Annotated in this window: 20 protein-coding genes; 5 read left to right on the forward strand and 15 right to left on the reverse strand. The window is 48.8% G+C overall.

Annotation, left to right across the window (positions count from 1 at the left end; genetic code table 11):
* Nucleotides 1-32 precede the first annotated feature (32 nt).
* The 4 genes from LRL21_RS08610 to LRL21_RS08625 are packed head-to-tail and all read left to right on the forward strand — an operon-like array spanning nt 33 to nt 3954.
* Nucleotides 33-695, forward strand: coding sequence for a helix-turn-helix transcriptional regulator (locus tag LRL21_RS08610; RefSeq protein ID WP_240415365.1), 663 nt, complete (start codon nt 33-35; stop codon nt 693-695).
* The gene (locus LRL21_RS08615) at nt 692-1825 is read left to right on the forward strand and encodes an alanine racemase (RefSeq protein ID WP_240415366.1); all 1134 of its coding nucleotides are present in this window, start codon (nt 692-694) and stop codon (nt 1823-1825) included. The genes LRL21_RS08610 and LRL21_RS08615 overlap by 4 nt, the downstream gene beginning before the upstream one ends.
* Nucleotides 1826-1856: 31 nt before the next feature.
* Complete coding sequence (locus LRL21_RS08620; RefSeq protein WP_240415367.1) at nt 1857-3464, forward strand: N-acyl-D-amino-acid deacylase family protein; 1608 nt, start codon at nt 1857-1859, stop codon at nt 3462-3464.
* A gap of 25 nt (nt 3465-3489) precedes the next feature.
* Entirely contained in the window at nt 3490-3954 is a 465-nt protein-coding gene (locus LRL21_RS08625; protein ID WP_240415368.1) for a RidA family protein, read from the forward strand.
* A gap of 133 nt (nt 3955-4087) precedes the next feature.
* Here LRL21_RS08625 and LRL21_RS08630 read toward each other — a convergent pair whose 3' ends face one another.
* The 11 genes from LRL21_RS08630 to LRL21_RS08680 form a co-directional block, all read right to left on the reverse strand.
* The gene (locus LRL21_RS08630; RefSeq protein WP_240415369.1) at nt 4088-4927 is read right to left on the reverse strand and encodes a sugar phosphate isomerase/epimerase family protein; all 840 of its coding nucleotides are present in this window, start codon (nt 4925-4927) and stop codon (nt 4088-4090) included.
* A gap of 51 nt (nt 4928-4978) precedes the next feature.
* The gene (locus tag LRL21_RS08635; protein WP_240415370.1) at nt 4979-6040 is read right to left on the reverse strand and encodes a Gfo/Idh/MocA family protein; all 1062 of its coding nucleotides are present in this window, start codon (nt 6038-6040) and stop codon (nt 4979-4981) included.
* 35 nt (nt 6041-6075) lie between these two features.
* On the reverse strand, nt 6076-7266 hold the full coding sequence (locus LRL21_RS08640) for an MFS transporter (RefSeq protein ID WP_240415371.1): 1191 nt from the start codon (nt 7264-7266) through the stop codon (nt 6076-6078).
* Between the two features lie 30 nt (nt 7267-7296).
* Nucleotides 7297-8910 carry a response regulator gene (locus tag LRL21_RS08645; RefSeq protein ID WP_240415372.1) on the reverse strand — a complete coding sequence of 538 codons (1614 nt, stop codon included), beginning with the start codon at nt 8908-8910 and terminating at the stop codon, nt 7297-7299.
* Complete coding sequence (locus tag LRL21_RS08650) at nt 8907-10697, reverse strand: sensor histidine kinase (RefSeq protein WP_240415373.1); 1791 nt, start codon at nt 10695-10697, stop codon at nt 8907-8909. Before LRL21_RS08650 ends, LRL21_RS08645 begins: the two co-directional genes overlap by 4 nt.
* Before the next feature lie 133 nt (nt 10698-10830).
* A complete protein-coding gene (locus LRL21_RS08655; RefSeq protein WP_076229352.1) occupies nt 10831-11658 on the reverse strand; it encodes a carbohydrate ABC transporter permease in 828 nt (275 codons plus the stop codon).
* A 34-nt stretch (nt 11659-11692) separates the two neighbouring features.
* On the reverse strand, nt 11693-12565 hold the full coding sequence (locus LRL21_RS08660) for a carbohydrate ABC transporter permease (RefSeq protein WP_240415374.1): 873 nt from the start codon (nt 12563-12565) through the stop codon (nt 11693-11695).
* Between the two features lie 89 nt (nt 12566-12654).
* Nucleotides 12655-13788, reverse strand: coding sequence for a Gfo/Idh/MocA family protein (locus LRL21_RS08665; RefSeq protein WP_240415375.1), 1134 nt, complete (start codon nt 13786-13788; stop codon nt 12655-12657).
* A 16-nt stretch (nt 13789-13804) separates the two neighbouring features.
* Entirely contained in the window at nt 13805-14602 is a 798-nt protein-coding gene (locus LRL21_RS08670) for a sugar phosphate isomerase/epimerase family protein (protein WP_240415376.1), read from the reverse strand.
* Between the two features lie 72 nt (nt 14603-14674).
* Nucleotides 14675-15991 carry an extracellular solute-binding protein gene (locus LRL21_RS08675; protein WP_240415377.1) on the reverse strand — a complete coding sequence of 439 codons (1317 nt, stop codon included), beginning with the start codon at nt 15989-15991 and terminating at the stop codon, nt 14675-14677.
* A 196-nt stretch (nt 15992-16187) separates the two neighbouring features.
* Entirely contained in the window at nt 16188-17798 is a 1611-nt protein-coding gene (locus tag LRL21_RS08680) for a gamma-glutamyltransferase family protein (protein WP_240415378.1), read from the reverse strand.
* A 320-nt stretch (nt 17799-18118) separates the two neighbouring features.
* Here LRL21_RS08680 and LRL21_RS08685 point away from each other — a divergent pair, with 320 nt between their 5' ends.
* Nucleotides 18119-19093, forward strand: a complete 975-nt coding sequence (locus tag LRL21_RS08685) for an aldo/keto reductase family protein (RefSeq protein ID WP_240415379.1) — start codon at nt 18119-18121, stop codon at nt 19091-19093.
* 123 nt (nt 19094-19216) lie between these two features.
* Here the strand turns inward: LRL21_RS08685 and LRL21_RS08690 are convergent, their stop codons facing one another.
* From LRL21_RS08690 to LRL21_RS08705, 4 genes are all read right to left on the reverse strand, one after another.
* Nucleotides 19217-21247: a beta-galactosidase gene (locus tag LRL21_RS08690; protein ID WP_240415380.1), complete on the reverse strand. Its 2031-nt coding sequence runs from the start codon at nt 21245-21247 to the stop codon at nt 19217-19219.
* Nucleotides 21168-21578, reverse strand: a complete 411-nt coding sequence (locus LRL21_RS08695; RefSeq protein ID WP_240415381.1) for a hypothetical protein — start codon at nt 21576-21578, stop codon at nt 21168-21170. Before LRL21_RS08695 ends, LRL21_RS08690 begins: the two co-directional genes overlap by 80 nt.
* 60 nt (nt 21579-21638) lie before the next feature.
* Nucleotides 21639-24089 (reverse strand): glycoside hydrolase family 2 TIM barrel-domain containing protein, encoded by a 2451-nt coding sequence (locus LRL21_RS08700; RefSeq protein ID WP_240415382.1) that lies wholly within the window; start codon nt 24087-24089, stop codon nt 21639-21641.
* Between the two features lie 82 nt (nt 24090-24171).
* Nucleotides 24172-25056, reverse strand: a complete 885-nt coding sequence (locus tag LRL21_RS08705) for a carbohydrate ABC transporter permease (protein ID WP_240415383.1) — start codon at nt 25054-25056, stop codon at nt 24172-24174.
* Between the last annotated feature and the right edge of the window lie 11 nt (nt 25057-25067).

A 25067-nucleotide genomic window follows, 5' to 3' on the forward strand; every position in this document is an offset into this window, starting at 1 on the left:
GTTATTATTAAATAAGGAGACCGTGATGAAAGATGGAGTCTATTCGTGAGGATTTTGAATTCTTTAACGATCTGATTAAAGGTATTGCCGCTCAATTCGGGGAGCAATGCGAGGTCGTGCTTCATGATTTGACCGGAGACTACGAGAGTACCATTGTAGCGATTGAGAACGGTCATATCACAGGCCGGAAGGTCGGTGACCCCGGTACCAACCTCGGATTGGAAATTTTGCGCGGCAGTCAGGTGAATGGAAATCGATTCAATTACATTACCCAGACCAAGGAAGGCCGCATCCTTCGTTCCACTTCATTGTATAAGAAAAACAGCAAGGGCAAGACGATCGCAGCCATATGCATTAATTATGATGTAACCGATCTGATGATGGCAAAGCGAACCCTGGATTCACTCACGACTGGCGGGCAGCAGGTAGATGTGAAGGAATCGTTCGTCAGCAATGTGAGTGACCTGCTCGAAGCGCTGCTTCAGGAAGCTCAGGAGCAGGTAGGCAAGCCCGTAGCCGCGATGACGAAAGAGGACAAAATGAAGATGATTCAGCTGCTGGACCTGAAAGGAGCCTTCCTGGTAAAAAAGAGCGGCGAGAAAATATGCAGCTACTTGAACATTTCCAAGTACACGCTGTACAGCTATTTGGAAGAAAGCAAATCTCAAACTGAGAGGAATGAGGATCAGGAATGAGCGAAGCAGCGAGCAAGTCGAACGTAAATAACGAACCACAAACCCCTTTTATCCAGATTGATAAAGCGGCAATGGGGCGTAACATTCACAAGATGGCGGAGGTGGCCCGCAGCAATCAGGTTCAGCTCCGTCCCCACGCCAAAACACATAAATTGCCTTGGGTCGCCCACCAGCAGCTGCAAGCCGGAGCTGTAGGCATTACCGTAGCCAAGGTATCCGAAGCTGAGGTCATGGCACAGCATGGGATCACAAATATTTTTATCGCTTATCCGCTTGTGACGACCGACAAGCTCGAACGTGCAATCCGGCTGAGCCAACAGATCACATTGATTACAGCTGTGGACAGCCTGGAGGGTGCTGAACGTATGAACGAAGCAGCCGGCCGCAGCGGCCACCAGCTTCAGGTGAGACTGGAGATTGATACTGGTCTGCGTCGAACTGGCGTGTTGTACGATCAGGCTCCAGAGCTGGCTGCACGTATCCACACCTTGGAGCACTTGCGGTTGACAGGTATTTATACGTTCCGTGGAGCGATCTACAAGCAGAAGCCAACACTTGATTTGCAAACCGCAGGTGCGGATGAGGGCCATATCATGGCTGATCTGGCTGCGCGGCTGCGCGCGAATGGCATTCCAATCGTCGATGTAAGTGTAGGCTCAACTCCAACAGGCATGTATGCAGCTGCCGTGGAGGGCGTAACCGAAATCCGTCCGGGCACTTATGTATATCAAGATCGCATGCAGGCTCGTCTGGGTGTATGCAGTCTGGAGGATTGTGCGGGCAGCGTCTGGGTCACGGTCGTGAGCCGACCATCAGAAGATCTCGCTGTGGTCGATGGCGGCAGTAAAACGTTTGCCACCGATGTACAGCCAAATGTCGAACCGCTTATGCTTCAGGGCTTCGGCCATATCGAGGGTCTGGACGATGCGGTACTGGAGCGGCTCTCCGAAGAGCATGGCATGCTGCGGCTTGGTCCGAACGCGCAGATTGCCAACCCTCAGGTCGGCAGCCGACTGCGGATCATCCCTAACCATATATGCAGTACGGTTAATCTGCACAACAAAGTGTATTTCAATGACGGCGCTGCATACGAGGAACTGACCGTGCTTGGGCGCGGAATGCTGGAATAACTACCGAATCCGAACAGAAGGAGACGTTATTATGCTTGATCTCATATTGAAAAACGGTCGCATTGTGGATGGCACCGGTAATCCATGGTTTTTGGGTGATGTCGGCATTAAGGATGGGTTGATTGCAGCAGTTGGCAAGCTTAATCAGGAAGCTCGCAGCACGATCGATGTCCATAGACAGGTCATTTCCCCCGGTTTTATTGACGGACACTGCCATTCCGATCTGATGATACTGGATCATCCCCATAGCGAAATCAAAATCCGGCAAGGTGTGACAACAGAGGTCGTGGGTAACTGCGGACTCGCTCCTGCCCCGTTTTTCAAGCAGAATGCCGACCTGCTGCAAAGCTACGTCCAGCCTGTGCTTGGAAAAACCTCATGGGAGTGGCCATGGGAAACGGTCTCCCAGTACATGGATACGCTCGCGCGTTCCGCTCCCTCCGAGAATATCGCGACTTACGTCGCACATGGAGCATTGCGGATTGCGGTAATGGGTTTCGCCAAACGCGATGCGACAGCTCAGGAGCTGCAGCTAATGAAGCAGCTTTTGGAGGAGGGACTTAAAGCCGGTGCAATCGGCTTCTCCATCGGACTGCTTTATGCTCCGGGCAGCTACACCTCCAAGGAGGAGGTCGCTGAGTTATGCTCCGTTTTGCCCAAGTATAATGGGTTGTTCTCGACCCATATTCGCGGCGAAGGCAACAATCTGATCCCATCCGTCAAGGAAGTGATCTGGATTGCCGAGAAAACTGGCGTTGCACTGCATATCAGTCATTTGAAAGCTGCAGGCAAGCGCAACTGGGGCAAGGTCATGGAAGCGATGGAGCTGATTGAACAGGCTCGTGCCCGAGGACTTGACGTTACCTGCGATGTGTACCCATATAGCGCTGGCTCCACTACCTTAACGACCGTGCTCCCGCCGTGGTCACTTGAAGGCGGCATTAATGGCGTTTTGGAGTTATGCAGAGACTCAAGTATGCGCAAACGTATCCGCGAGGAGCTGGGACGTGAGCATGAGGATTGGGATAACCTCGTCTGCTCCACCGGCTGGCAAAGCATCTACCTGTCAGCTGTTCATTCCGAGAAGAACAAGGCTCTCGAAGGCAAGCATATTGAGGAAATTAGCGAAATCAGAGGTCAGCATCCGGTTGATTGCATGCTTGATTTGCTGCTTGAAGAGGACGGACGCATTTCGATTGTGTATTTCCATATGGCTGATGAGGATGTCAAGCAAGTAGTCGGCTATGAACGATCGCTAATTGCATCGGATAGCCTGACGTGTGAAACTGGCAAGCCGCATCCGCGACTGTATGGCACCTTCCCACGGGTATTTGCCAAATATGTACGTGACGAGAAGGTGCTGACTCTTGAGCAGGCAGTGCGCAAGCTGACTTCCTTCCCTGTACAGCGCTTCAAGCTCGGCAAGCGCGGCTTGCTCGTCCCAGGCTATGCGGCCGATCTGGCTGTATTCGATCCAGAAACCATCCAGGATCATGCAACCTTTGAGGACCCCAGACAATATCCGCAAGGCATCACTCAGGTTATCGTTAATGGCAAGCCAACCTTTGATCGTGATCAGCATACACATGCGAGAGTTGGTCAATTGATTCGGGCGCAGCACTGCTGCACGCATCACTAATATCAATTTATGGAGGTTTATAACAATGGCAAAAATTGAACAAAGACTACTCGAGCTTGGTATCGTACTCCCCCCATCACCGGAACCGCGGTTTACTTATGTTCCTTGCGTTCAAACCGGTAATCTGATCTATTTGTCCGGGCAGGACTGTCGCATTAACGGCGAGCTGATGTATGAGGGCAAGCTGGGTACGGATCTTACGATAGAGCAAGGACAGGAGGCAGCCCGCCAGACGATTATCAACTGTCTAGCTGTAATGAAAGGCTATTTGGGAGATCTGGACCGTGTCGTGAAAATTGTCAAGATGCTGGGCCTTGTCAACAGCGCGCCCGGCTTCGCCGATCAGCCTTACGTAATTAACGGTGCGTCTAATTTATTGGTGGACGTGTTTGGTGATAACGGCAAACATGCAAGATCAGCTATCGGAACGAACGAGCTGCCTTTCCATACACCGGTCGAGATCGAAATTATTGCGGAAATACGGGATTAATAGAAGCTAATAGCAAAGAGTAGAGCGCTGTACCACATGCTCTACTCTTGTTTTTGTTTACTTGCTCATTGTTCGTTTCGTGCTGCACAAATAAAGCAGCGCTATCTGCGCTGCTTTAACATGAATCTTCTGCTTATCGTTCGCCCAAAAGCTGCTTCAAGTGATCGATAGATTGAATGGAGCCTGCCTTCTGTTCTGCATTTCCTTCAAATTCGACAGTTAACCAGCCATCATAGCCGTTCTCCTTAAGACGACCCAACAGGTGCCGCAAATCTACACTGCCTTCTCCTATAATAGTACCGGCATACTTGTCTCCGGATAAGGAAGCATAGCTTTCGCCCTGAAAGTCTTCCCCAACCTTTATAAAATCCTTGCAATGAACATGTGCAACGACAGATTGAAGCTGTTCAAAAGCATCATTCGGATTCTCGTCCACCAGCATGAAATTCCCCATGTCGAACGTGCTGCGAAGAGCAAAGGAATCCACTTCCCGAATGATCGAACGCACCTGCTCCGATTTGCCTGCAAATAACCCATGGTTCTCCAGACATAATACGACGTTCTTACTGCTTGCATAGTCGGCCGCTGCTTTTAGTCCCTCGATGATCCAGTACCTGGCTTCATCGTACGCAACACCATCCTGCTGATTGCCGGAAAATACCCTGACAACCTTTGCGCCAAATCGGGCAGCAATATCGACCGATTCGATGATGTGATTCAATTGCTCCTGACGGCTTGCTGCGTCTGGCAGGGCAAAGTTATTGCTGGCCCCAACGCATGCTATTTCCAGTCCTTCCTGCTGCAAGGCTTTTTCAACCTGCGGGGTATCCGTTTCCGGGTGCCAAAAACGATGCAGCAGCTCGATTCCGTCCGCCTTCGTCTGTTGACCGACAAAATGAATGAAATCCGCATTTGTCCATGTTTTATCGTAAAAATACTTATGGCAGCTCCACACACTCAAGCTCGTTTTCATCGGTATCCTCCATTTGACTCCGTTTATTAAATCCCATACAACCTTGCCACTCTAGTCGAAACGAACTTCTTTCCCTGTCTGCGCCGACTCGTAGACTGCACATAAAATTTTCATAATTTCCACACCATCCTCAACGGGGCTGAGCGTCTCATCCGTTCCCAGGCAGCAGCGAACAAAATGGTTGATCTCATTCTGGAAGCCGGCAACAAAATCGAACGTAAGCGTGTCAGCCTGAGGCAAAAGATTCAGCATCATGTCATGCTTTTCCGTTGCAATTTGCAGCTCCGGTTCCACCTGTGCCCCGCCCTTGGTTCCGTAGATGCTGATGGTGCCATCATTTTTGATGCCATGCAGGGTAAAGCTGACATCGACCATGATCGATGCACCATTTTCGAAGCAAATGAGCGCATTCGCCAGATCCTCAACATCATTCCGGGTTGCATCATAATCAGCAGCCTGATAAAACGATAGATGCTTTACATTTGCGCGGTTGCCCAGCTTGCGATACGTATTGCCTTTAACCGATTGAACCTTCGGTTTGCCCATCAGATACCAGCACAAATCGATCACATGCACACCAAGATCGATAAGCGGTCCGCCGCCAGAGCGCTTGCTGTCAGAGAACCAGCCGCCGGGATTGCCCAGTCTGCGCAAATAGCTGGCCTTGGCATAATAAATTTCACCCAAATCTCCAGCATCAATAAAGCGCCGCAGCATCTGTGTGGTATTCCCATAACGTCTGACAAAGCCTACCTGAAACACTTTGCCGCTGCTTTGCACAGCAGACTGAACTTCCAATGCTTGCTCAACCGTTTGACATAGCGGTTTTTCACAGAGCACATGCTTGCCCGCGTTCACAGCGGCGATGCTGAATTCCGCATGCGTATTGTTCCAGGTGCATATGCTGACAGCTTCCACCTCAGGATTAGCCAGCAGCTCCTGAACGTTCGAATATACGTGCGGAATTCCGTATTTGTCCGCTTTCTCCTGAGCTCTTTCCACATTCATATCACAAATGGCATAGAGCTCAACTTCCTTATTGTTCGTGTAAGCATCCATATGCAGGCTTGAAATACTGCCAGCCCCGATAATGCCGATTTTCAATTTGCTCATGATAAAATCCTCCTATTATTCCTATAATAGTTAAATTAAGTATGATGACGTGATGACTTGAAGACATACATGTACATGACAGCAAATCCGGCTGCCCCCAGTAAAGCCATTAAGGTACAAATGCGATACATCGTGGTCGCTCCCAGATCCTGAAACATCCATCCACCGATAATGCCCGCTATGATGCCGGCCAAGCCTCCCCAGCTTAAAGCGTATACAGCCTGCCCGGAGGCCCGAAATTGCTGTGGTATCAAATAAGCGGTTAATTGAGTGCCTACATAATAATAGCCGGCGAAGGTAAGGCAATGCAGTGTTTGTGTGAAAATAATCTGATAGGGAGTTACCGCCATCGACATCAGCAGCCAGCGCAGTGCATACAGCAGACTGACCACAATCAGGCAGGCGATCATCGTCTTGTTGTCTCTGCGTAAAAAGCGATCCAGCAGCAAATAAACCGGAATTTCAAATATCGAGGATAGAAATGCAGACCAGCCGATCAAGGCATTGCTTCCTCCCATATCCGATATATAGATCGATACAAAAATATTATTCATCGAGTTGGGAATCGAGATCAGAATTCCGATGATAATCAGAGACAGGAACAGCTTGTTTCCGAGAATCTTACCGTAGCCGCCAGCGGAAATCTTCTTCGTGCTCACGGCAGGAGCCTGATGCGGGAGCATATAACCGAGCACGATAGAAATCACAATCATTAAGCCGTACACGATCCAAAATTCACCGATACCGAGCCATTCGAGAATGGGCCCTGTGACCACCGCCATGATCGCCCATCCTAATGCTCCCCATAGTCGAAAAGCGCCAAATTTGTGGCCTGTCCGTTCAACGACATCCAGTATTAAGCTATTGCTTTGTGAAAATAATGGGGCTTGGAAAAAAAAGTAAATCAGCATTAAACCATAAATAAAGTAGGTCGAATGGACCGCAAAAACAGCTTGCATAACTACCCCGTTACCTGCTAACAGCAGGATCAGAATACGTCTGCCATTTTGCAGCCTATCGCTCCAATAGCCCCAAAAAGGATTGGACAGCAGTGAAATGAAGGGACCTCCAGCGAGCAGAAGACCGATCATAAAATTCGACATCCCTACTGCTTTCAAATATAGGGGAAAAAACGAGCTGTAAATCGCAATAGCCCCATATATAAAAAAGTTGAATCCTTTGATGACGCCAAAAGAACGTACATTCACTGAAGAAGCTTCAGACATCTTAACTGCCACTCCCTGCTTTCCAGCCTGCTAGCGTTTACGCATCGCCAAAGCTCCAGGAGAGCCTGACGGCGCTACCGCAAGCTTCCGGTATTGGGTTGGGGTGATTCCTGTGTATGTTTTGAAAATCGAACAAAAATATTTGTATTCGCGGTACCCTACTTTTTCGGCAATCTCAAATACGCGCTCCTCCGTTTCCACGAGCATTGCTTTGGCGTGATTGATGCGGACTTCATTCAAATATTCAGCAAACCCTTTGCCAAAGTTTTGTTTAAAAATAATACTGAAATAATTCGGCGTAATTTTGAGCCAGGCAGCGACCTCCGAAGCCTTCAAATCCGTGGTGTGTCTGGAATCGATATAGGTAATGACTCGTTCGGTGATCCAGTGATGCTTGCCCTCAAGAGTGGAATGAATGATCGAAAACATCGACCACAGCTCACGGCGGAGCAGCGATTCCAAGGCCCTGCTGGAATTGTGCACCAGCAGATCAATTTCATGGGCATTAAATAAATCAGTGTGGCGCGTTAAATCTATCCCGTTAGTACGAAGTTTACGCTGCAAAATGATGCTCAATTCCTTGATCGCCTGCAAAATTTCCTTCAGCAGATACCCCTGCTCGCGAAGCTCCTGCATGATCTTTTCGATAACCTCATCCAATTCTTCATAGCTCCCATAAAAAAGCACTTGCATCAGCTGCTTTTCCAGCTCCAAAGGGGCAAATTGCTGAGGTCTCCTTTTCAAAACCTGTTCCTCATCGTAAAATCTGAAGCTTCCGAAGCCCGGTATCGCATCCAGCTGCAAAACCGACATCGCTTCTGTATAACTGGCATACAGCTGCTTCAATGAGGCATAACCCGATGAAATTCCAAAATGCAGACGGGGACAATCCGACATCTGGCCTTGTGCCTCCGATAAGGCTACAGTCAAATCGACACCGCTTACTTGATATGTCCCCATGCATAACGTTAACAGCAAATTGGGATGATGAAAGAAAGAGATAACCTCCTGATCGCAGCTCTTTAATGCAGCTGCAACCGCTGCCTCCCATTGGCTTCTTGCAGATCGCCGAAGCTCCTCGGAAGCGTGCTCGGCCCAGCCTGCATAATCCGTAATTTGGCTGGCGATAAATCGGAAGGAATGAACATCACGAGATATAAAGGATGGTATATCCGTATCCTTCTGTATGGTCCCTCCGCCTTGGATAAGCTCGGAGAACCACTTTAACTGGAGCTCCTGCTTGCGCTTATGCGCCTGCTCAGCTTCCAGTACGATTTCCTGGCCGATTCTTTGAACCATCGCCATAAGTTCTTCAATGTCTACCGGCTTAAGCAAATAATCCTCGATGCCAAGACGGAGCGCCCGGCGTGCATATTCGAAATCATCATAACCGCTAAGAATAATGATGCGGATATGCGGCATTCGCTCCTTAAGTGTTTTGGCCAGCTCAAGTCCGTCCATTCCGTCCATGTTAATGTCCGTCAACACCAAATCGATCGGCTCCTTGGCTGCGAATTGTAAAGCCTCCAGACCGTCATAGGCTTCTCCCGCTACCTCCACATCGATGGTATCCCAAGCAATGGTCTCTCTCAGCCCTTGACAAATGATCGGCTCGTCATCCACAATCAACATTCTGATGGTCATGCTTCAGCCTCCTGTTCATTCATCCATAGAGGGATTCTTAGCCTTACGCACGCTCCAGCTTCCTGCTGTTGTTCAGGCAGCTCGACGCCATATCCACTGCCGTAAACCAGCAAGGTGCGCTCATGAATGTTACAGATTGCATGATCCATCACAGCAGGATCATCGCTTCTTTCAACAAGCGCCTGACGAATTTGTTCCATTTTATCCTTCGTAAACCCGACCCCTGTATCAACGACTTCCATGATCATATCTTGTCCATCGCGATAGCAGCGTACATGAATCCGGCCGCCCCGTCGCCTGAACCCGTGCTTGATGCTGTTTTCTACAAGCGGCTGAATCACCTTTTTCAGCAGGACGGCATCCTCAAGCGACGCTTCCATATAAAGACTGAATTGCAGCTTGCTGCCCATCCGCTTCTGCTGTAAATTCAAATAAGAACGAACAAAATCCATTTCTCCGGCCAATGTGGTAAAACGCTTTTCACTGTTCAGACCCATTCGAAAAAATCGCGATAACGTCTCGATAAGCTGGCTCGTCTCGGGAGCCTTCTCCAGTCTGGCTGTCCAGCGGATCATGTCGAGCGTATTATACAGAAAATGCGGGTCCATCTGGCTTTGCAGGATGCGCAGCTCGGATTCCTTTTGCCGAATTTCCAGCTTGTACTTGTTATCGATCAATTCCCTCATCGTGGTTACCATGATATTGAATTGCCTGCCGAGCTCCCCAACCTCATCACGGGACCGAATTTCCACCTGTGCGGAAAAATCGCCCTGCTTCAGACGGTGCGTCTCTTTTCTTAAGGCAAGAATCGGTCGGATAATCGTCAGTTCAAAGCCAATTAAAGCAAACAATCCAAAGACGAGGAAAACGAACAGTAAAATTTGCAAGGATGCCTTGATTGCCCTTGTTTTTTCTACAATGGTCTTTTCCTTGATCATCGTTACAATGTTCCAGCCTGTCGCTTTCATTTGTTGGTTGAACACCACGTAGGAGACTCCATCTTCCTTCAACGAAAACACTTTGTTAGCCGGCTTTGCCACCTTTTGCAGCAAGGCTGCATTGGGATATGGTTGACCTACCAGCATCGCATCCTGATGAAGCTGAACGGTACCGTCCGCACGTACAATAAAAATCGAGCCCTGATCCTTGGGAACAGCATTCGATAATAAGTCTGTTATTTCCGATTCATCCAAACGAACAATGACCTCACCCACCGGACGCGAAGGATTTTCAAAGGAGTTAATGACACGAATCATCGAGACGACTCGTTTGCTGCCAGTCCAACCGCTCTCCAGCGGATAGGAATCCGTCCAGAGGATACGACCTTTGCTCGCTTTGGCCTGATCGGTCCACTTCGTTTCCAATCCCATCACAGGCTCGCCTATTTGCAGTGCGTTGCCGCCTACCCCCTGTAAGGACATCGATTTAATATATCGTTTTGACATCGTTTGGAAGGCAATGAAGCCTTCAATTGCGGTCTTATCCTTATTGACTTGCTCTCTGTACGCCGGAGTCGCCGGTGTTTCCATGAAATTGCGAAAGTTATCCTGATAGATCATATAGTCAGATATATCTTCAACAGCCTTGATTTTTTCCGTCAGATTCAGCTCGATGGTGTTCAGATTCTTTTCCATGGAATCTATGAATTGCTGCCTCAATATTTCGTCATACCAGCTCAATATCACGTAACCTACCAGAATAGAAGGAATAGTGACCAGCAGCAAAAAGATCGCTACCGATTTCCTTCTTAAGCTGAAATTCCATAGTTGCGTTCCGTTAGCTCTCATCTTGATCCTGCTCCCCCTGTCCGCAATACGCTTCCTCTCTACATTAAAGGAAAACCAGGGTTCGATGCTACCTAAATATTAAATCCATGTTATAAATAACCAGTTATGCAGGTAAAACGATCTTTATTGACGATTATCCTTTGACCGCGCCAGCTGTCATACCTTGTATCAATTGCTTCTCCATCGCCAGGTAAAAGCCGACAAGCGGTACAAGGGCCATCGTTAATGCCGCCATCTGCAGCGTCTGAAAGCGAGTCTCGGTTCCGGCGAAATTAGCCAATCCCAGAGGCAGCGTCTTCAGAGCCGCTTTATTAATCAGAACAAGCGCGAACAAAAATTCATTCCAATTGTAAATAAAGTTAATAATAATGACAGTGGCCAGAGCAGGTCGGGTCATCGGAAGAATGATCGACCAGAATATTCGGTACAGTCCTGCCCCATCCATAATAGCGGATTCCTCCACATCCTTCGGAAACCCTCTCATAAAGCCTGCGAGAATAAAGATCGTAATCGAGAGATGAAAGGCCGTGTAAGGAAGCACCAAGGAGAGGTGGGTGTTCAACAAGCCGATTTTTTTCATCACGATAAAGATCGGTACGAGCGTAGCGTGAATCGGAATCGTCATCCCTATAATAAACAGCCCGTACAACCATCCACGCATCCGAAATTCAAATCTGGATAAAAAATAGGAGGCCAGTGCGCCGAGCAGCACCGTCAGCAGGATCGAAGCTGCCGTTACGAGCACGCTATTCCAGAAATAAGTACCCAGATGGGCAACCTTCCAGGCGCTCGTATAGTTGCTGAAATTCCAGGTCTTAGGCAGTCCCAAGGGATTCGTGGCAAAGTCTGCCTCAGATTTAAAAGAGCTGACGACCATCCAGACGATCGGGAGTATATTGATGGCGGACAAAACCGCCAACAGGATATGAATAATTGTTTTTTTGCCAAGTGATGTTTGCATAGCTACTCGCTCCTCCTTCTTCAGCTTGCCTGGATTAATCGCTTCTACGGGTAATCAATTTGGCTGCATATATAGCAATCAGACTGAATATCAGAATCAGGATGGATACGGCGCTCCCAAGCCCCAAGTACATGTTCGAAAACGCATTGGTATACATATAAATGCTCATGACCTCGGTATTGTGCGCAGGTCCTCCAGCCGTCATGACATAGATCAGGTCAAATACCCGGAAGCTGTTGCTGATCGAGAAAATGAGTGATACCCAGATCGTTTCCTTCAGCATCGGAAGCGTAATAAACCACAACCGCTTCCAACTGGTCGCCCCATCCATAACAGCCGCTTCTTTGACCTCTTCCGAAATATTTTGCAAGCCAGCCAAAAAGATAACCATAAAAAATCCGTAGTTCTGCCACAAATAAGTGATACTTACCGATAACATGCCCCAACGCGGGCTGCCGAGCCAGTTTTGCTTCCATGAATCCAGACCCGATGAGCTAAGGATACTGTTGAGCAAGCCGGATTCCGTTCCATACACCATGTTCCATACCAGGGAAACGATAACCGCCGATATAATAACCGGGAGAAATAGGACGGAGCGATATAACTTGAGACCCCGCAATGACCGATTTAACAGCAGCGCAAAAAACAAGCCCGCTGGCAATTGTCCCACAATTCCGCTTATCATCATGTAAATATTATTTTGAAAACCTTTCCAGAATATACTGTCCTTCAAGGCGGCAGCATAATTATCCAAGCCGACAAAAGTCATGGAAGACAAGCCATTCCAATCGAAAAATGAATAATACAAGGACATCGCAACCGGAATCAATGCAATGCCGATATAAATAATCAAGGCGGGCAGCATTCCGACAAATATAGTGATTCCCATCCGCTTCGTTACATTCATATTTAGCCTTCCTTCACTCTGAATTTAATGAGAGGATTACCGGGGACGAAGAGCACGCTCCCCGTTCCCGGCGGGAGGAACCGCAAGGCTTATATCGGAATCGCAAGAGACTGCGAATTCGCGATAATTTCAGTCGCCGTCGTTTCGCGGCCCAGCCTATCCGAGAGGTAAAGTCCCTCGCTGATCAGCATGGTCGCCAGAGCGATATCAGCCGTCGGCAGCAGCTCTACCCTGCCCTGCAGAGCGGCAATCCAGTGCTGCTGTGACGAATCGTACGCATCCTCATTCTCTCTCATTCTGTGCCAACGGATATCCATCCGGTTTAAATCAATCCTGCTGTCCAGATCCATGTCGGCAACCGTTGTATGAAAGCTGAAGTCAGCCGTTTGTTCGGCTGAATGATAGGACGGAAGGCGAATTCCGCCCTTGGATCCAATAATACTGCTACCTTCTACGCCACCCAAATGGACGGCCCAGGCTTCAAAAATATCCAATGTAAGTCCACCTTCGAACGTAACGAAGCCGAGAGCCAGTTCTTCTACGTCAAACCCGCTGTCCGCTTGTCGCTGCGGGTCCATTTCCATCTCCTGAATCAGCTTGCCGGTTACTCTTTGAACGGAGGTGACACCGAGCAAGTACAACATTTGCGCGATATGATAGACGCCCATGTCCAGCAGCGCCCCGCCGCCTGCACTTTGTTTGCGCGTGAAATTGGAGGTACCAAAGCCATCGACATAGGGTCTGCCCCGACGTCGAAACCCGGATGAGCGTGCATGAAACAGCTTGCCTAATTGCCCGGCGTCGATCAGAGCCTTCGCAGCCTTCGTTTCTTTTTTATAGAGCAGGCCTAACTGGATATGCAGCATTTTTCCGCATTCCCTTGCTGCTTCCAGCATCTTGTGACCGTCATAATAAGATCCGGCTATCGGCTTCTCACAGTACACATGCTTCCCTGCCTGTAGGGCGGCAATAGTCAAAGGAGCATGAAAATTATTATGAAGACAGACATCAACCGCATCGATATCATCGCGGGCCAGCAGCTGCTTGTAATCGGTATACACATGGACAATTCCGTACTTCTCTGCGACCTGAAGGGCCTCGCGCTCATTAATGTCACAGATAGCAACCACTTCAGCACCGTCGATACCGGCGTAATTATCCAGATGTGCTTTTCCAATAATCCCAACGCCGATAACGCCAATTCTGATCTTTTTCCGTTCCATTGCTTACGCCTCCAGCTTAGCTTGATAATCCTGCCGATACGAGCACTCTCTTCATGGAGCCGAGCGCCCACCCGAGCTCCGTATAAGGGTTCTGCGGCGCATTGTATTCCACAGCCCAATATCCGGTATAGCCAAGGTTGTTCAGAAGCTTGACCGTTTCTTCCGCTTTTGCCGAACCGACTGTACGTGCATCAAAGTGAATATGGTTTACCCAAGGAGCGACCATCAGATCGCCCTGCGGGTTTCCATCTTCCCAGCGTCCGATATGAAGCAGAATGCCGTAGCCCGGATGGTCAATCTCTTCGGCAATCAGCTTCATCCAGTAAGGATTCAATGAAGCTCCTGTGTGATTCTCAGGACCTACCGTGAATCCGTAGTCGGAAGCAATCTGTGCATATTCCCGAAAACGCCCGACTGTATAATCAAACCGTTCCTCTGTCATGGCGCCCGGGCCCCGGTTCGCATCAATACGAACCGATTTCGCTCCCAGAATATCCGCTGCACGCAGATGCAGCAGCGCATTGTGATGCAATTGTTCTCTGACCTCAGGATCGGGGTCCCATAAGTGGGCCCGATCCACAGCCAAATTGGCAACCGTCAGCTGTTTCTCATCCAGCGCTTTTCTTATTTTTCTCAAATAATCTTCATCTGCCAAAGTCCAGATAGGAACATTGCGATCACAGAAAAAACCGTTCCACAAATCGACTGCATTCAACCCATAACGGAATTTGACAGTTTCGAGATATCCGAAGATGTCCATTTCGCCTTCGCTTAACAGCTGATAGAAGGAAAATCCTCCGATTGAGGCTTTCACTGCTATTCCTCCCTATCCTCATCATGATTCTTAAAGAAGCTTTGCGGCTACTTCCCTATTCACCACGTGCAGTTACTTTTTTATTTTTTCAATTGCAGCCTGCATATCCTGAGCAACCTGCTCTGGCGTCTTTTGCCCCATCGTAATGGCTTGCAGGCCATTCTCGATAACGTCCTTAACCGGTGCTGGCATCACACTGTCAAATACAAGCGCATCGCCGTTTTTCGTCAGCTCCAGCATTTCCTTCAAATACTTGCTCGTATCTGCAGGCATATCAACCTTGGCCGGAACTACAATTCCTTTGCTCATCAATTCTTGATACAGCTCAGGCGCGTAGAAATATTTCAGGAATTTGAAAGCAGCTTCCTTCTTGGCTCCTTTTAATTCTTTGCTGAGCCCGATTCCATATTGAACGACACCTGCGCTTTTGCCTGCTGTTCCTTTTCCGCCATCAATAGTCGGGAAGAGTGCAACACCAATATTGTCTCCGCCTTCAGGATTGCTGACACGGAATTTGGTATCGATCGTGGAGCTTGTCATCGTGATTGCGGCTTTCTTTTGCAGGAAGTAATCCTGCTGCTGCACTTCATCCATCGTGTTCAAATCGGCGTTGAACGCCTCCAGCTTGTTCAGTTCATCAAAGACAGCGAGCGATTTAATAAAATCGGGATCTGTAAATTTGGCTTGGCCCTGCTTCACCTTGGTAAGGAATTCCGTTCCTGCAATCCGATCCTCAACAGTCGAGAGAACAGTCGATTGCAATGGCCATCTGTTCTTATTGCCGATGCCAATCGGTACTACACCGGATGCTTTCAGCTTTTTCACCAAATCAAGTAATTCGGTATAGGTTTTCGGGAATTGATTGTAGCCAACCTTGGCCAGCATATCCTTATGATAATAAACAATATCAACAAAGGTCATTTTTGTCGGAATCGCATACTGCTTACCGTCTACGTTATAGCCAGCCAATGCCTGAGCGGGTAAAATATTTTTCCAGGCGTCCATAATCTCATCCAGAGGCATAAGCACTTTGGCATCGATGTACGGGTCCATTTCTATTCCAGGAAATAAGATAAACATATCCGGCATGCTGTTGCCTGCCGCTTCCGTACGCAGCTTGGTTCGATATTGGGCCGAGGGGATATCCTGCGCCTCAATCTTGATGTCTGGATTCGCAGCCATAAACTTTTGAATCCGTTCCTTGTACAGCTGGTTGTCGGCATTCGGGCTTGACCAGTTGTACTCCATTGTAAGGGTTACATTTTCCTTCACTGCAGTGCCGGGAGCTGGGGTTGCTTCTTTGGTGTCCACATTCCCACAAGCTGTAGCCGTAACAAGAGCGGCAGAGGCAACGACTAGTAATGATTTTTGGATGAAAGCATTTTTCATATAATCCCCTCTTTTCATGTTATTTAATTTAACATTCACCTTACAACAATATTATATAATGATGTTACGTGACAGGGGTATCCAGCCAATTAATATAATATCCAAATTTTTAATGCAGTTACTATAAGCTTAATAATCCATCTTTTCGAAGATGCTGCCTATACCATATGGAAAATAAAAACATTGTAAGCGTCACTCACCAGGCAGCCACTTCACCGTCGGCCCTTGGTTCCGTTCCGCCTGCCAACACCCCGGATGTCGTATCTCGCCAAATAATCTGTCCCCTGCCAAACATACCTGAATCCAGCGCCCGCTGCACGATATGCCCGCGTCTTGCCAAGGCCTGTGCAATATGATCGGGAAATTGCGGTTCGACTTCGATCACTTTTTCTTTCACCCAACGCCATCTCGGCGCGTCTAGAGCCGCCTGTGGATTCAAATGAAAGTCAATCGTATTCATCACCAGTTGTACATGTGCCTGTGGCTGAATCGATCCGCACATCACGCCAAAGGGTCCAACGGCCATGCCGTCCTTCGTAATAAATCCCGGAATAATCGTATGCCGTGTTTTTTTGGCGGGTTCAAGGACATTATGATGCTCTGGATCGAGCGAAAATCCAGCTCCCCTATTCTGCATGCATATTCCGGTCCCCGGAATCACAACACCGGAACCAAAATCACCGGAATGGCTCTGAATGAACGATACCATGTTGCCCTCTTCATCGGCGGTGGCCATATATACAGTTCCACCTTTGGGCGGCTCACCGGCCAACGGCAGTATCGCCTCCGTACCGATTAATTCCCTTCTTTCCCTGGCATAATCGTCGGACAACAGCTGCTCGGTAGTCACCTTCATCTTGGTCGCATCCGTAATATATTTCAGACCGTCCACATACGCCAGCTTTACAGCTTCGATCTGTTTATGATAAGTATCCACCGTATCCTTGGCGTCAAAACCCATCCCCTTAAGAATATTTAATGCCATAAGAGCAACCAGCCCCTGGCCGTTCGGAGGAATTTCCCAGATATCGTAGCCTCTGTAGTTGACCTGGATCGGATCCACCCATTCCGGCTTATACGCGGCCAGATCCTCTTTGGTCAGAAAACCTCCGTGCTTACGAAAAAAACGATCTATCTCCTCCGCCAGCGCGCCTCTATAAAACGATTCCGCCTGCGTCTCCGCGATCGAACGGAGTGTGCGGGCATGTCCCTCGGAACGCCACATTTCTCCGGCATAGGGTGCGCGTCCATTTGCAGCAAAGGTTTCCATCCAGGGATCGTACAGACTGCTGTTCAAAGCGCTGATCGCCTCAAAGCCATGCTTCCAGTACTTCGCAATGGTCGGTGACACCGGGAAACCCTGTTCCGCATATTCGATAGCGGGCTGCAGCACTTCCGCCAGAGACAAGCGGCCGAATCGCTCTGACATCGCCGCCCAGGCTGCTGGCGTTCCCGGAACGGTTACCGGTACCATTCCATAAGTCGGCATAACGCTGTGTCCAGCATCCCTGACCTTGTCGACAGTAATCGCCGCTGGAGAAGGGCCGCTTGAATTGAGGCCATGCAGCTTCCCGTCCACCCATATCAGAGCAAAGCAATCGCCGCCAATACTGTTGGAATTGGGTTCAACCACCGTTAAGCAGGCAGCTGTAGCAATTGCGGCATCAATCGCATTCCCGCCTTTTTTCAGTATATCCAATCCTGCTTGTGCAGCTAAGGGCTGTGTCGTTGCGACCATACCTTTTCTGCCATACGTCACCATTCTTTGAGAAGGGTACGGATGAAATAACGAATCATAATTTAGCATAGTAGGATTCTCCTTGTTCATTCAAATTAAACATCTGGCTCTCCTTGGAACCTGACTGTTCTTAGATGTTAATTATTATGCCACTAATGAGCATCTGTCAATGTTAGCTTTATGGGACAAAATGGTTTTTGGGCAAGCCAAAAGTGCTGGCGGTACAGCCTCATCTCTCGGAGTATCTCTATCATGGTTACTTCAAGGTAACTAATTGCATAATAAGTCAGTTCTTAAATTATTTCTTTCCATCCTGTATCATGAGGATCAGGAACGCTGTTAGTATCGCTATTAAGCAAACAGATCGATTAAACAGGAGGAATATAAACATGAAATATCGGAATTTAGGCAGAAGTGGATTAAAAGTCAGTGAGATTTCGTTGGGAAGCTGGCTAACGTACGGTACTGCAGTGGAGAAGCAGACTGCAATCGATTGCATCCAGTATGCTTACGATAACGGTGTTAATTTCTTTGATACAGCCAACGCGTACAACCGCGGTGCTTCGGAAATCGTCGTCGGCGAAGCGCTTAAAAATTATGCGCGTGAAAGCTATGTCATTGCTACGAAGCTGTATTTCCCAATGGGTGACGGACCCAACGATAAAGGACTGTCGCGCAAGCATATCGTTGAGCAGTGCGAAGCCAGCCTGAAGAGGCTTGGGGCGGATTATATCGACTTGTACCAATGTCACCGGTTCGATCCAGAGGTGCCGTTAGAGGAAACGCTGCGCGCTCTGGACGATTTGGTGAGTCAGGGCAAGGTCCTGTATGCCGGAGTCAGCGAATGGTCGGCAGCACAGATTACTGATGCGGTCCATATAGGCAAAAGGTTGAACCTGAGGCCGTTAATTTCGAACCAGCCTATCTATAACATGCTTGTCCGTTATATTGAGAAAGAAGTGCTGCCAACCTCCGTCAAAGAAGGCTTGGGACAAATCGTATTTTCTCCGCTGGCACAAGGCATCTTGAGCGGCAAATACAAGGCAGGCCAGCCGATTCCATCCGAAAGCCGCGCAGCCAACAGCGATATCAACCGCTGGATCAGCAGCTATTTGCAGGACGATGTTCTTGAGTGCGTTGGCAAACTGGATACGATTGCCCAAGATCAAGGACTGACCTTGTCGCAGCTCGCAATCGCCTGGATATTGAGACAGCCGGGTGTGAGCTCAGCCATTGTCGGAGCCAGCCGACTAGCACAAATCGAAGAAAATATCCAAGCAAGCGGAGTTGCCTTGTCCCCTGAAGTTGTACAGGCGGTCGATGCCGTTCTGGACGAAATTAACGGTTTCGTGCCTATCTGGTAGCAAACAGCAAAAAACTCGTCTTGGGCTCATAAAGCCAAAGACGAGTTTTTTGCTGTATATGTTCGTGCGTTCGTGTGCTCAAGTCGACACTACTACTCGATTTTGCAATGCCCACAAAAGGGTTTATTGAACTTGAAACAGAATCCAGACATCTTTGGCTGCCAATGCCATCGTTCCTGTATAGTGCTTATCGTTTAGTACATTCAGATAAGAGGTCGTTTCAAGTTCTATTTGGACTGCGGTATCATTATGATTCATGACAAACAAATAAGGAATACCATCCTTCGCCCGTCTGGTCACTTCAACACCAGCTGGCGTGCTCAGAACCGGTTCAATCCCTCGGGCTGCGCAAATCTGCCAGACAAAATCATTCAGGAAGTCAGCATCCGGACTGGAGGCCACATACCAGGCTTCACCCTGGCCGTACCGATTGCGGGTCAGCGCTGGCATCCCCTGATAGAAGTCCGATCCGTATACAGCCAGCACCTCGGCCCCTTCCGAATGGATCAGATCGCACAGCAGACCGCAGTTATAGGTTTCCTTCATGCCCTCAAGCGGCTGGTTCATGACGATCTGATTGCTCATGTGCGGAAACAAGGCGTCAATTTCCTCAGCCCAAATTCCAAGCAGCGGGCGCAGCTCTCCCGGATATCCGCCCAATGAAACAAGATCCGTTTCATTAACTATACCACTGAAGAATGTCGTCAGAAATGTGCCTCCCCGCTCGACAAACGCCTTCAGGCGGTCAGCATACCCCGGTTTTACCATATAGAGCACCGGAGCCAGCACGATTTCATAGCCATCGAGCGGTGTGTCTACACCGATCAGGTCGACGGCTATATTCTGGCTGTACAACGCTTCGTAATATTTGTGTACCTCATCCACATACTTCAGATCGATGCTTGGACCCGAGGACATTTCAATGGCCCACCAATTGTCCCAATCGAAGACGATCGCCACCTTCGCTTCCGTCCTGGCATCCAGCAAGGAATCTCCCAGCTGGTTCAGCTCCCGTCCAAGCTCCGCGCATTCGCGAAACACGCGCGTATGCTCGTGACCCACATGCTCGATCACCGCTCCGTGATACTTCTCGCAGGCTCCGATAGAACGGCGCAGCTGGAAGAACATCACCGTATCCGCCCCACGCGCTACCGCCTGGTAGCTCCAGAGCCTCATCACACCGGGCCGCTTCAGGCTGTTATAGGCCTGCCAGTTTTGCTGGCTGGGCGTCTGCTCCATCAGCATGAAGGGGGCGCCGTGCTTCAGCCCGCGCATCAAATCGTGGCGCAAAGCGACCAAGCTCATCGGGGTATTGAAGCGAGGATAATTATCCCACGATACGATATCCATATGCTCAGCCCATTTGAAATAATCAAGAGGCTTGAAGGTTCCCATCAGATTGGTCGTAATCTGGATGTTCGGTGTAGCTGCCTTGATTTCCCGATACTCGGCTTTATAGCACTCCAGCAGCGAATCCGATTGGAACCGGTAGTAATCAAGCGTAATGCCCTGAAACGTTGTTTTCTCGTTATTGATATGCTCCGACAGCAGATTAGGCAGTACGATTTCGTCCCAATCGTAGAACGTATGTCCCCAAAAGCTCGTGTTCCACGCCTTGTTCAGCGCAGGTAGGGTGCCATAGCGGCTTTTCAGCCATACCCGAAAGGCTTTCTCGCAATATTCACAGTAGCAGTGGCCGCCATATTCGTTGTTAATGTGCCACAGCAGCAGCGCTGGGTGGTCCTTGTAGCGCTCGGCCAGCTTGCCGGCAAGCCGTGCTGCATACAAACGAAAGGTTGGACTGTTCGGACAAAAGTTATGCCGGCCGCCATACTTGCGTTTTCTGCCTTCGAAGTCAACCCGCAGCACATCGGGATACCGCTTGGCCATCCAGGCGGGAACCGCTGCCGTTGCCGTTGCCAGACATGCATAGACACCGTTCGCCGCCATTTTGTCGAGCACTTCGTCCAGCCATTCGAAGGTATAGGTGATTTCATCCGGCTGGAGCGCCGGCCATGAGAATACACCCACGGTGGCAACATCAATTCCCGCTACGTTGAACAGGCGCATATCCTCATCCCAAACCTCTTTGGGCCATTGATCGGGATTGTAATCTCCTCCATACCAGATTTTGGGCAGTTTGCTGTGAATCATAAGTGTCATCATCCTTTCTATTCTTGAACAACCTCACGATATAGAGCTGCAAGCTTTGCTGGGACAGCAGTACTTCAAAGCTGGCCGACCCCTGTTCAACAAAGGCCTTAAACTGGGAGTTCGGCGATAGTTCGCCCGCCAGGAGCAGCTCGCGGATATGCGCTTCCTCCGGAGCTCGCGGACTGCCCTGCTTTTGCCACTGCCGGTACGTATTGTGATGCTCACGATCCAGCAGGTACATCTCCACCTCCAGCAGCAGCTTGCCGGGCGGCAGATTCACCAGCTGAATCGTGACCGCAGCAGCGATGTCCTTTGGCATACGCCGTTCCATACAAATCCGCCTCGGGAAAATTTTGGGCAACCCGATTTTAGACGGTCAACTTAGCAGATCTTACTTTACGGGTATTTCGACGGTCACGGTATCAAAACCGTCAATACTAACCGTCAAAAGTGATAGACCGGACTCATAGCCTGCACGGACAATCGCTAGCAGCTTCCCTTTATAGGAAGTGAACTCACCTCTTGTATAGTTTTCATTGGTCTGAGGCCTGCCAGTGCCAAATGCCGCCAGTGTTGCTGCTCCTTCAACCTTAGCTGTTGCCTTCATTTCGACTGTTGGAACGACCTTTCCGTCTTTATCGATGATTTCAACAATAGCAAAACATAATGACTGTCCGTCTGCCGCAAGTTCATTCCTCTCGAGGTTAATACGAATACCGGCAGGCTCTGCTGAAGACGTAAGCAGGCTGGATGATACTTTCTTGCCTGCAGTGTAGCTTACGGCTTCCAACGCACCCTGTTCATATGTGATATCAAACTTCGCTGTAAAATGGTTTCCCTTACCGGCAGGTTTTCTTCCCAAACTTTTGCCGTTCAGGATCAGTTCCACTTCTTCTCCGGCTGAGTAGACATCAACCTGTATTGGACTTCCTTCATAACCGGCCCAACTCCAAGCATTTTCGCATTCAGGCCAACCCCATTTTCCCAAGATTTCCCTCTTGCCATAGTTTTCAGGATTACGGGAAGCGATAAAGGTCTCGCTAGACCCCCACACGATCCTTCGATAGGCATGCTGAGGCCGTGGAAAGCCGCAGAGATCAAAGTCTGCGTCATTGGAAAGACGATAAGGAAATTTGACATTTTTTAAATTGAGCATGTCTATCGTGTCCTCGGGATCCAAATAATCCGCTCTGCCGATACCCGCTTCACCTATGTAGTCACAACTCGTCCAGGTAAAATCACCGATTACATGAGGATTACTTTCAACAGCATCCCAGTACTCCGCCATGTCCATAGCTTTGCTTTCCGTGCCGCAGATGACCCTGTTTGGATAATTCATCCCATCTTCCTTGTAACGGTGAGCCAGATAGTTGTACCCCACTACATCGAGCGGGGCACAATACGCTTCCGTCAGATCTCCCCAAATCGCCTTCCCATATTTGGACTCGAAATTTTGTATGCTTCCGCTTCTTCTATATTCATGCAGCATTTCTTCCTGACAAGCCGCCATATCCTCGTCATCGAGCCCGTTAAAAAATCCGCAGACTGCATTTGTTATCGGGCGCGTAGGATCGAGCTCTCGTACCCATGCCGCCAGCTTGGCAGCCCAAGTATATCCGTCAGACAGCCCGCCGCGTTCCGTAATCTCATTGCCCGTCGACCACATGATTATGCATGGGTGATTACGGTCGCGAAGAATAAATGCTTCCATATCCGCCTTCCAATTCTCCTTAAAGTACAGGCTATAATCATGAGGGCTTTTCCCCATCGTCCAGACATCAAAAGCCTCGTCAATGACAAGAAGTCCTAAGCGGTCACATGCTTCCAGCATTTCGCTGGACGGCGGGTAATGGGAGGAGCGTATGGCGTTATATCCATTATCTTTATGAATCTTCATCTTTCTGTACTCGCTATCCATAAAAGATGCTGCACCCAGAATTCCATTGTCATGATGAACGCAGCCGCCTTTAAGCTTAATCGTTCGTCCGTTTAACATGAAACCGTTTTTCGTGTCAACGGAAATCGTTCTTATTCCGAACAGAGTACTGTCATTGTCAAGAATCGCCTCTTTGTTCGTCAGTTGCGCTTTGATTTTATAAAGATGAGGGGAATCAATATCCCACGGCTCGGCATGTTCGACCGCAATCATAACCCGGCCCACGGATTTTGTCCCTGGATGTGCAAGAACCTTAATCCTTCCGGTACCGGCTTGTGTACCATCCGACTCCTTCTCAATTTTGACCTCCACCCACAGGTTTGCGAGATCTGCGGTATGATTTTCAACCGTAGTTTCAACGATGACAAAGGCAGTTCTGTCTGTAATATGAGAAGTGCGGGCAAAAATCCCCCAAGGAGCGATATGGAGCTGCGGTGCGGTAAGCATGTTCACATGTCGGTATAAGCCAGAGCCGGTATACCAACGTTCATTCGGTTGAGCCGAGTTGTTGACGGTTACGGTAAGTCGGTTAGGTTTACCTGGTTTCAGATAGGGAGTGAGATCGGCATGGAATGGTGTGTAGCCGTAATGATGCTGAGTCACTTGATGACCGTTCAATGCAACGATTGTGTTCATGTATGCCCCATCAAACTCGATTAGTACACGTTTTCCTGTATACGCTTCAGGAATATTCAGGATCTTTTTATAGGTACCAATCCCTCCGCCGTAATAACCGCTTCTTGTTCCACTAGGCGCCTCAGGAAAAGAATCTGTTTCTATCGTAAAGTCGTGCGGTAAGTGAACGGTCCTTCCCGGCTTTTCTTCTTGCAATGCCGCATATATGCTCCCGCCAGAAGCTTGACCATGTGAAAACTCCCAAGCTCTGTCCATGTTTTCTCTAATCATAATCTGAATCGCTCCTTACGAAGTTTTCATTGCTTTTCGATCTTGGGAAGCTAAATGTTGGAGTCTGTTAAGAAGCATCTAATCAGCCCTTCAATGCACCGATCATTACACCTTTGACAAAATACTTTTGTACATATGGATACAGCAGCAGAATCGGTATAATCGATACCATAATCGCAGCATATTTAACCGTTTCCGCAACTTCCTGCTTCGACATGTAGGTCGAGGTTTGTCCCATCATCGATTCAACATCATTATCGATTAATATATTGCGTAATATGAGCTGGAGCGGATACAAGTCATGATTCCGTAAGAAAACCATCGCGTTAAACCAGCTGTTCCAATGACCGACCCCATAATATAAAATCATGACGGCAACAACCGGCATAGCCAAGGGCAGGTAGACCCGGAACAAAATCGTAAAGTGGCCCGCTCCGTCCATCACCGCCGATTCTTCCATATCCTTGGGGATCGACTGGAAATAAGTACGCATAATAATCAGATTAAAGGTGCTGATCGCTCCAGGCACAATCAATGCCCATATACTGTCATACAGACCCAACGCACGCACCGTCAGGTAGAAGGGAACCAGACCTCCACTGAAAAACATCGTAAAGACAATCATCATCATAATCGGCGCCTTCCAGAATACGTTGTCCCTGGATAGAAAATAAGCACCTATAGAGGTCAACACCAAATTAATGGCAACACCCACGATTACAATGAAAAGTGTATTTTTGTAGCCCTGAAGAATGCTTGGATTTAGCAATACGGCTTTATAAGCATCAAGCGAGAAGCCCTGTGGCCACAATAGCAAGCCCTGATGGGCAATTAATCTGCTGCCGTTACTAAGTGATGCAATTACCACGTATAAAATCGGGTAAAAGGTAGCTATCATCAAGCCCAGCATCAACAGCACGTTGCTGATATCGAATAAGCGTTCACCCAGACTTACTTTCTTGTTCATGACATCTGCCT

Source organism: Paenibacillus periandrae (assembly GCF_022458865.1).
In the GTDB taxonomy this organism is placed as follows: Bacteria; Bacillota; Bacilli; order Paenibacillales; family NBRC-103111; genus Paenibacillus_S; species Paenibacillus_S periandrae.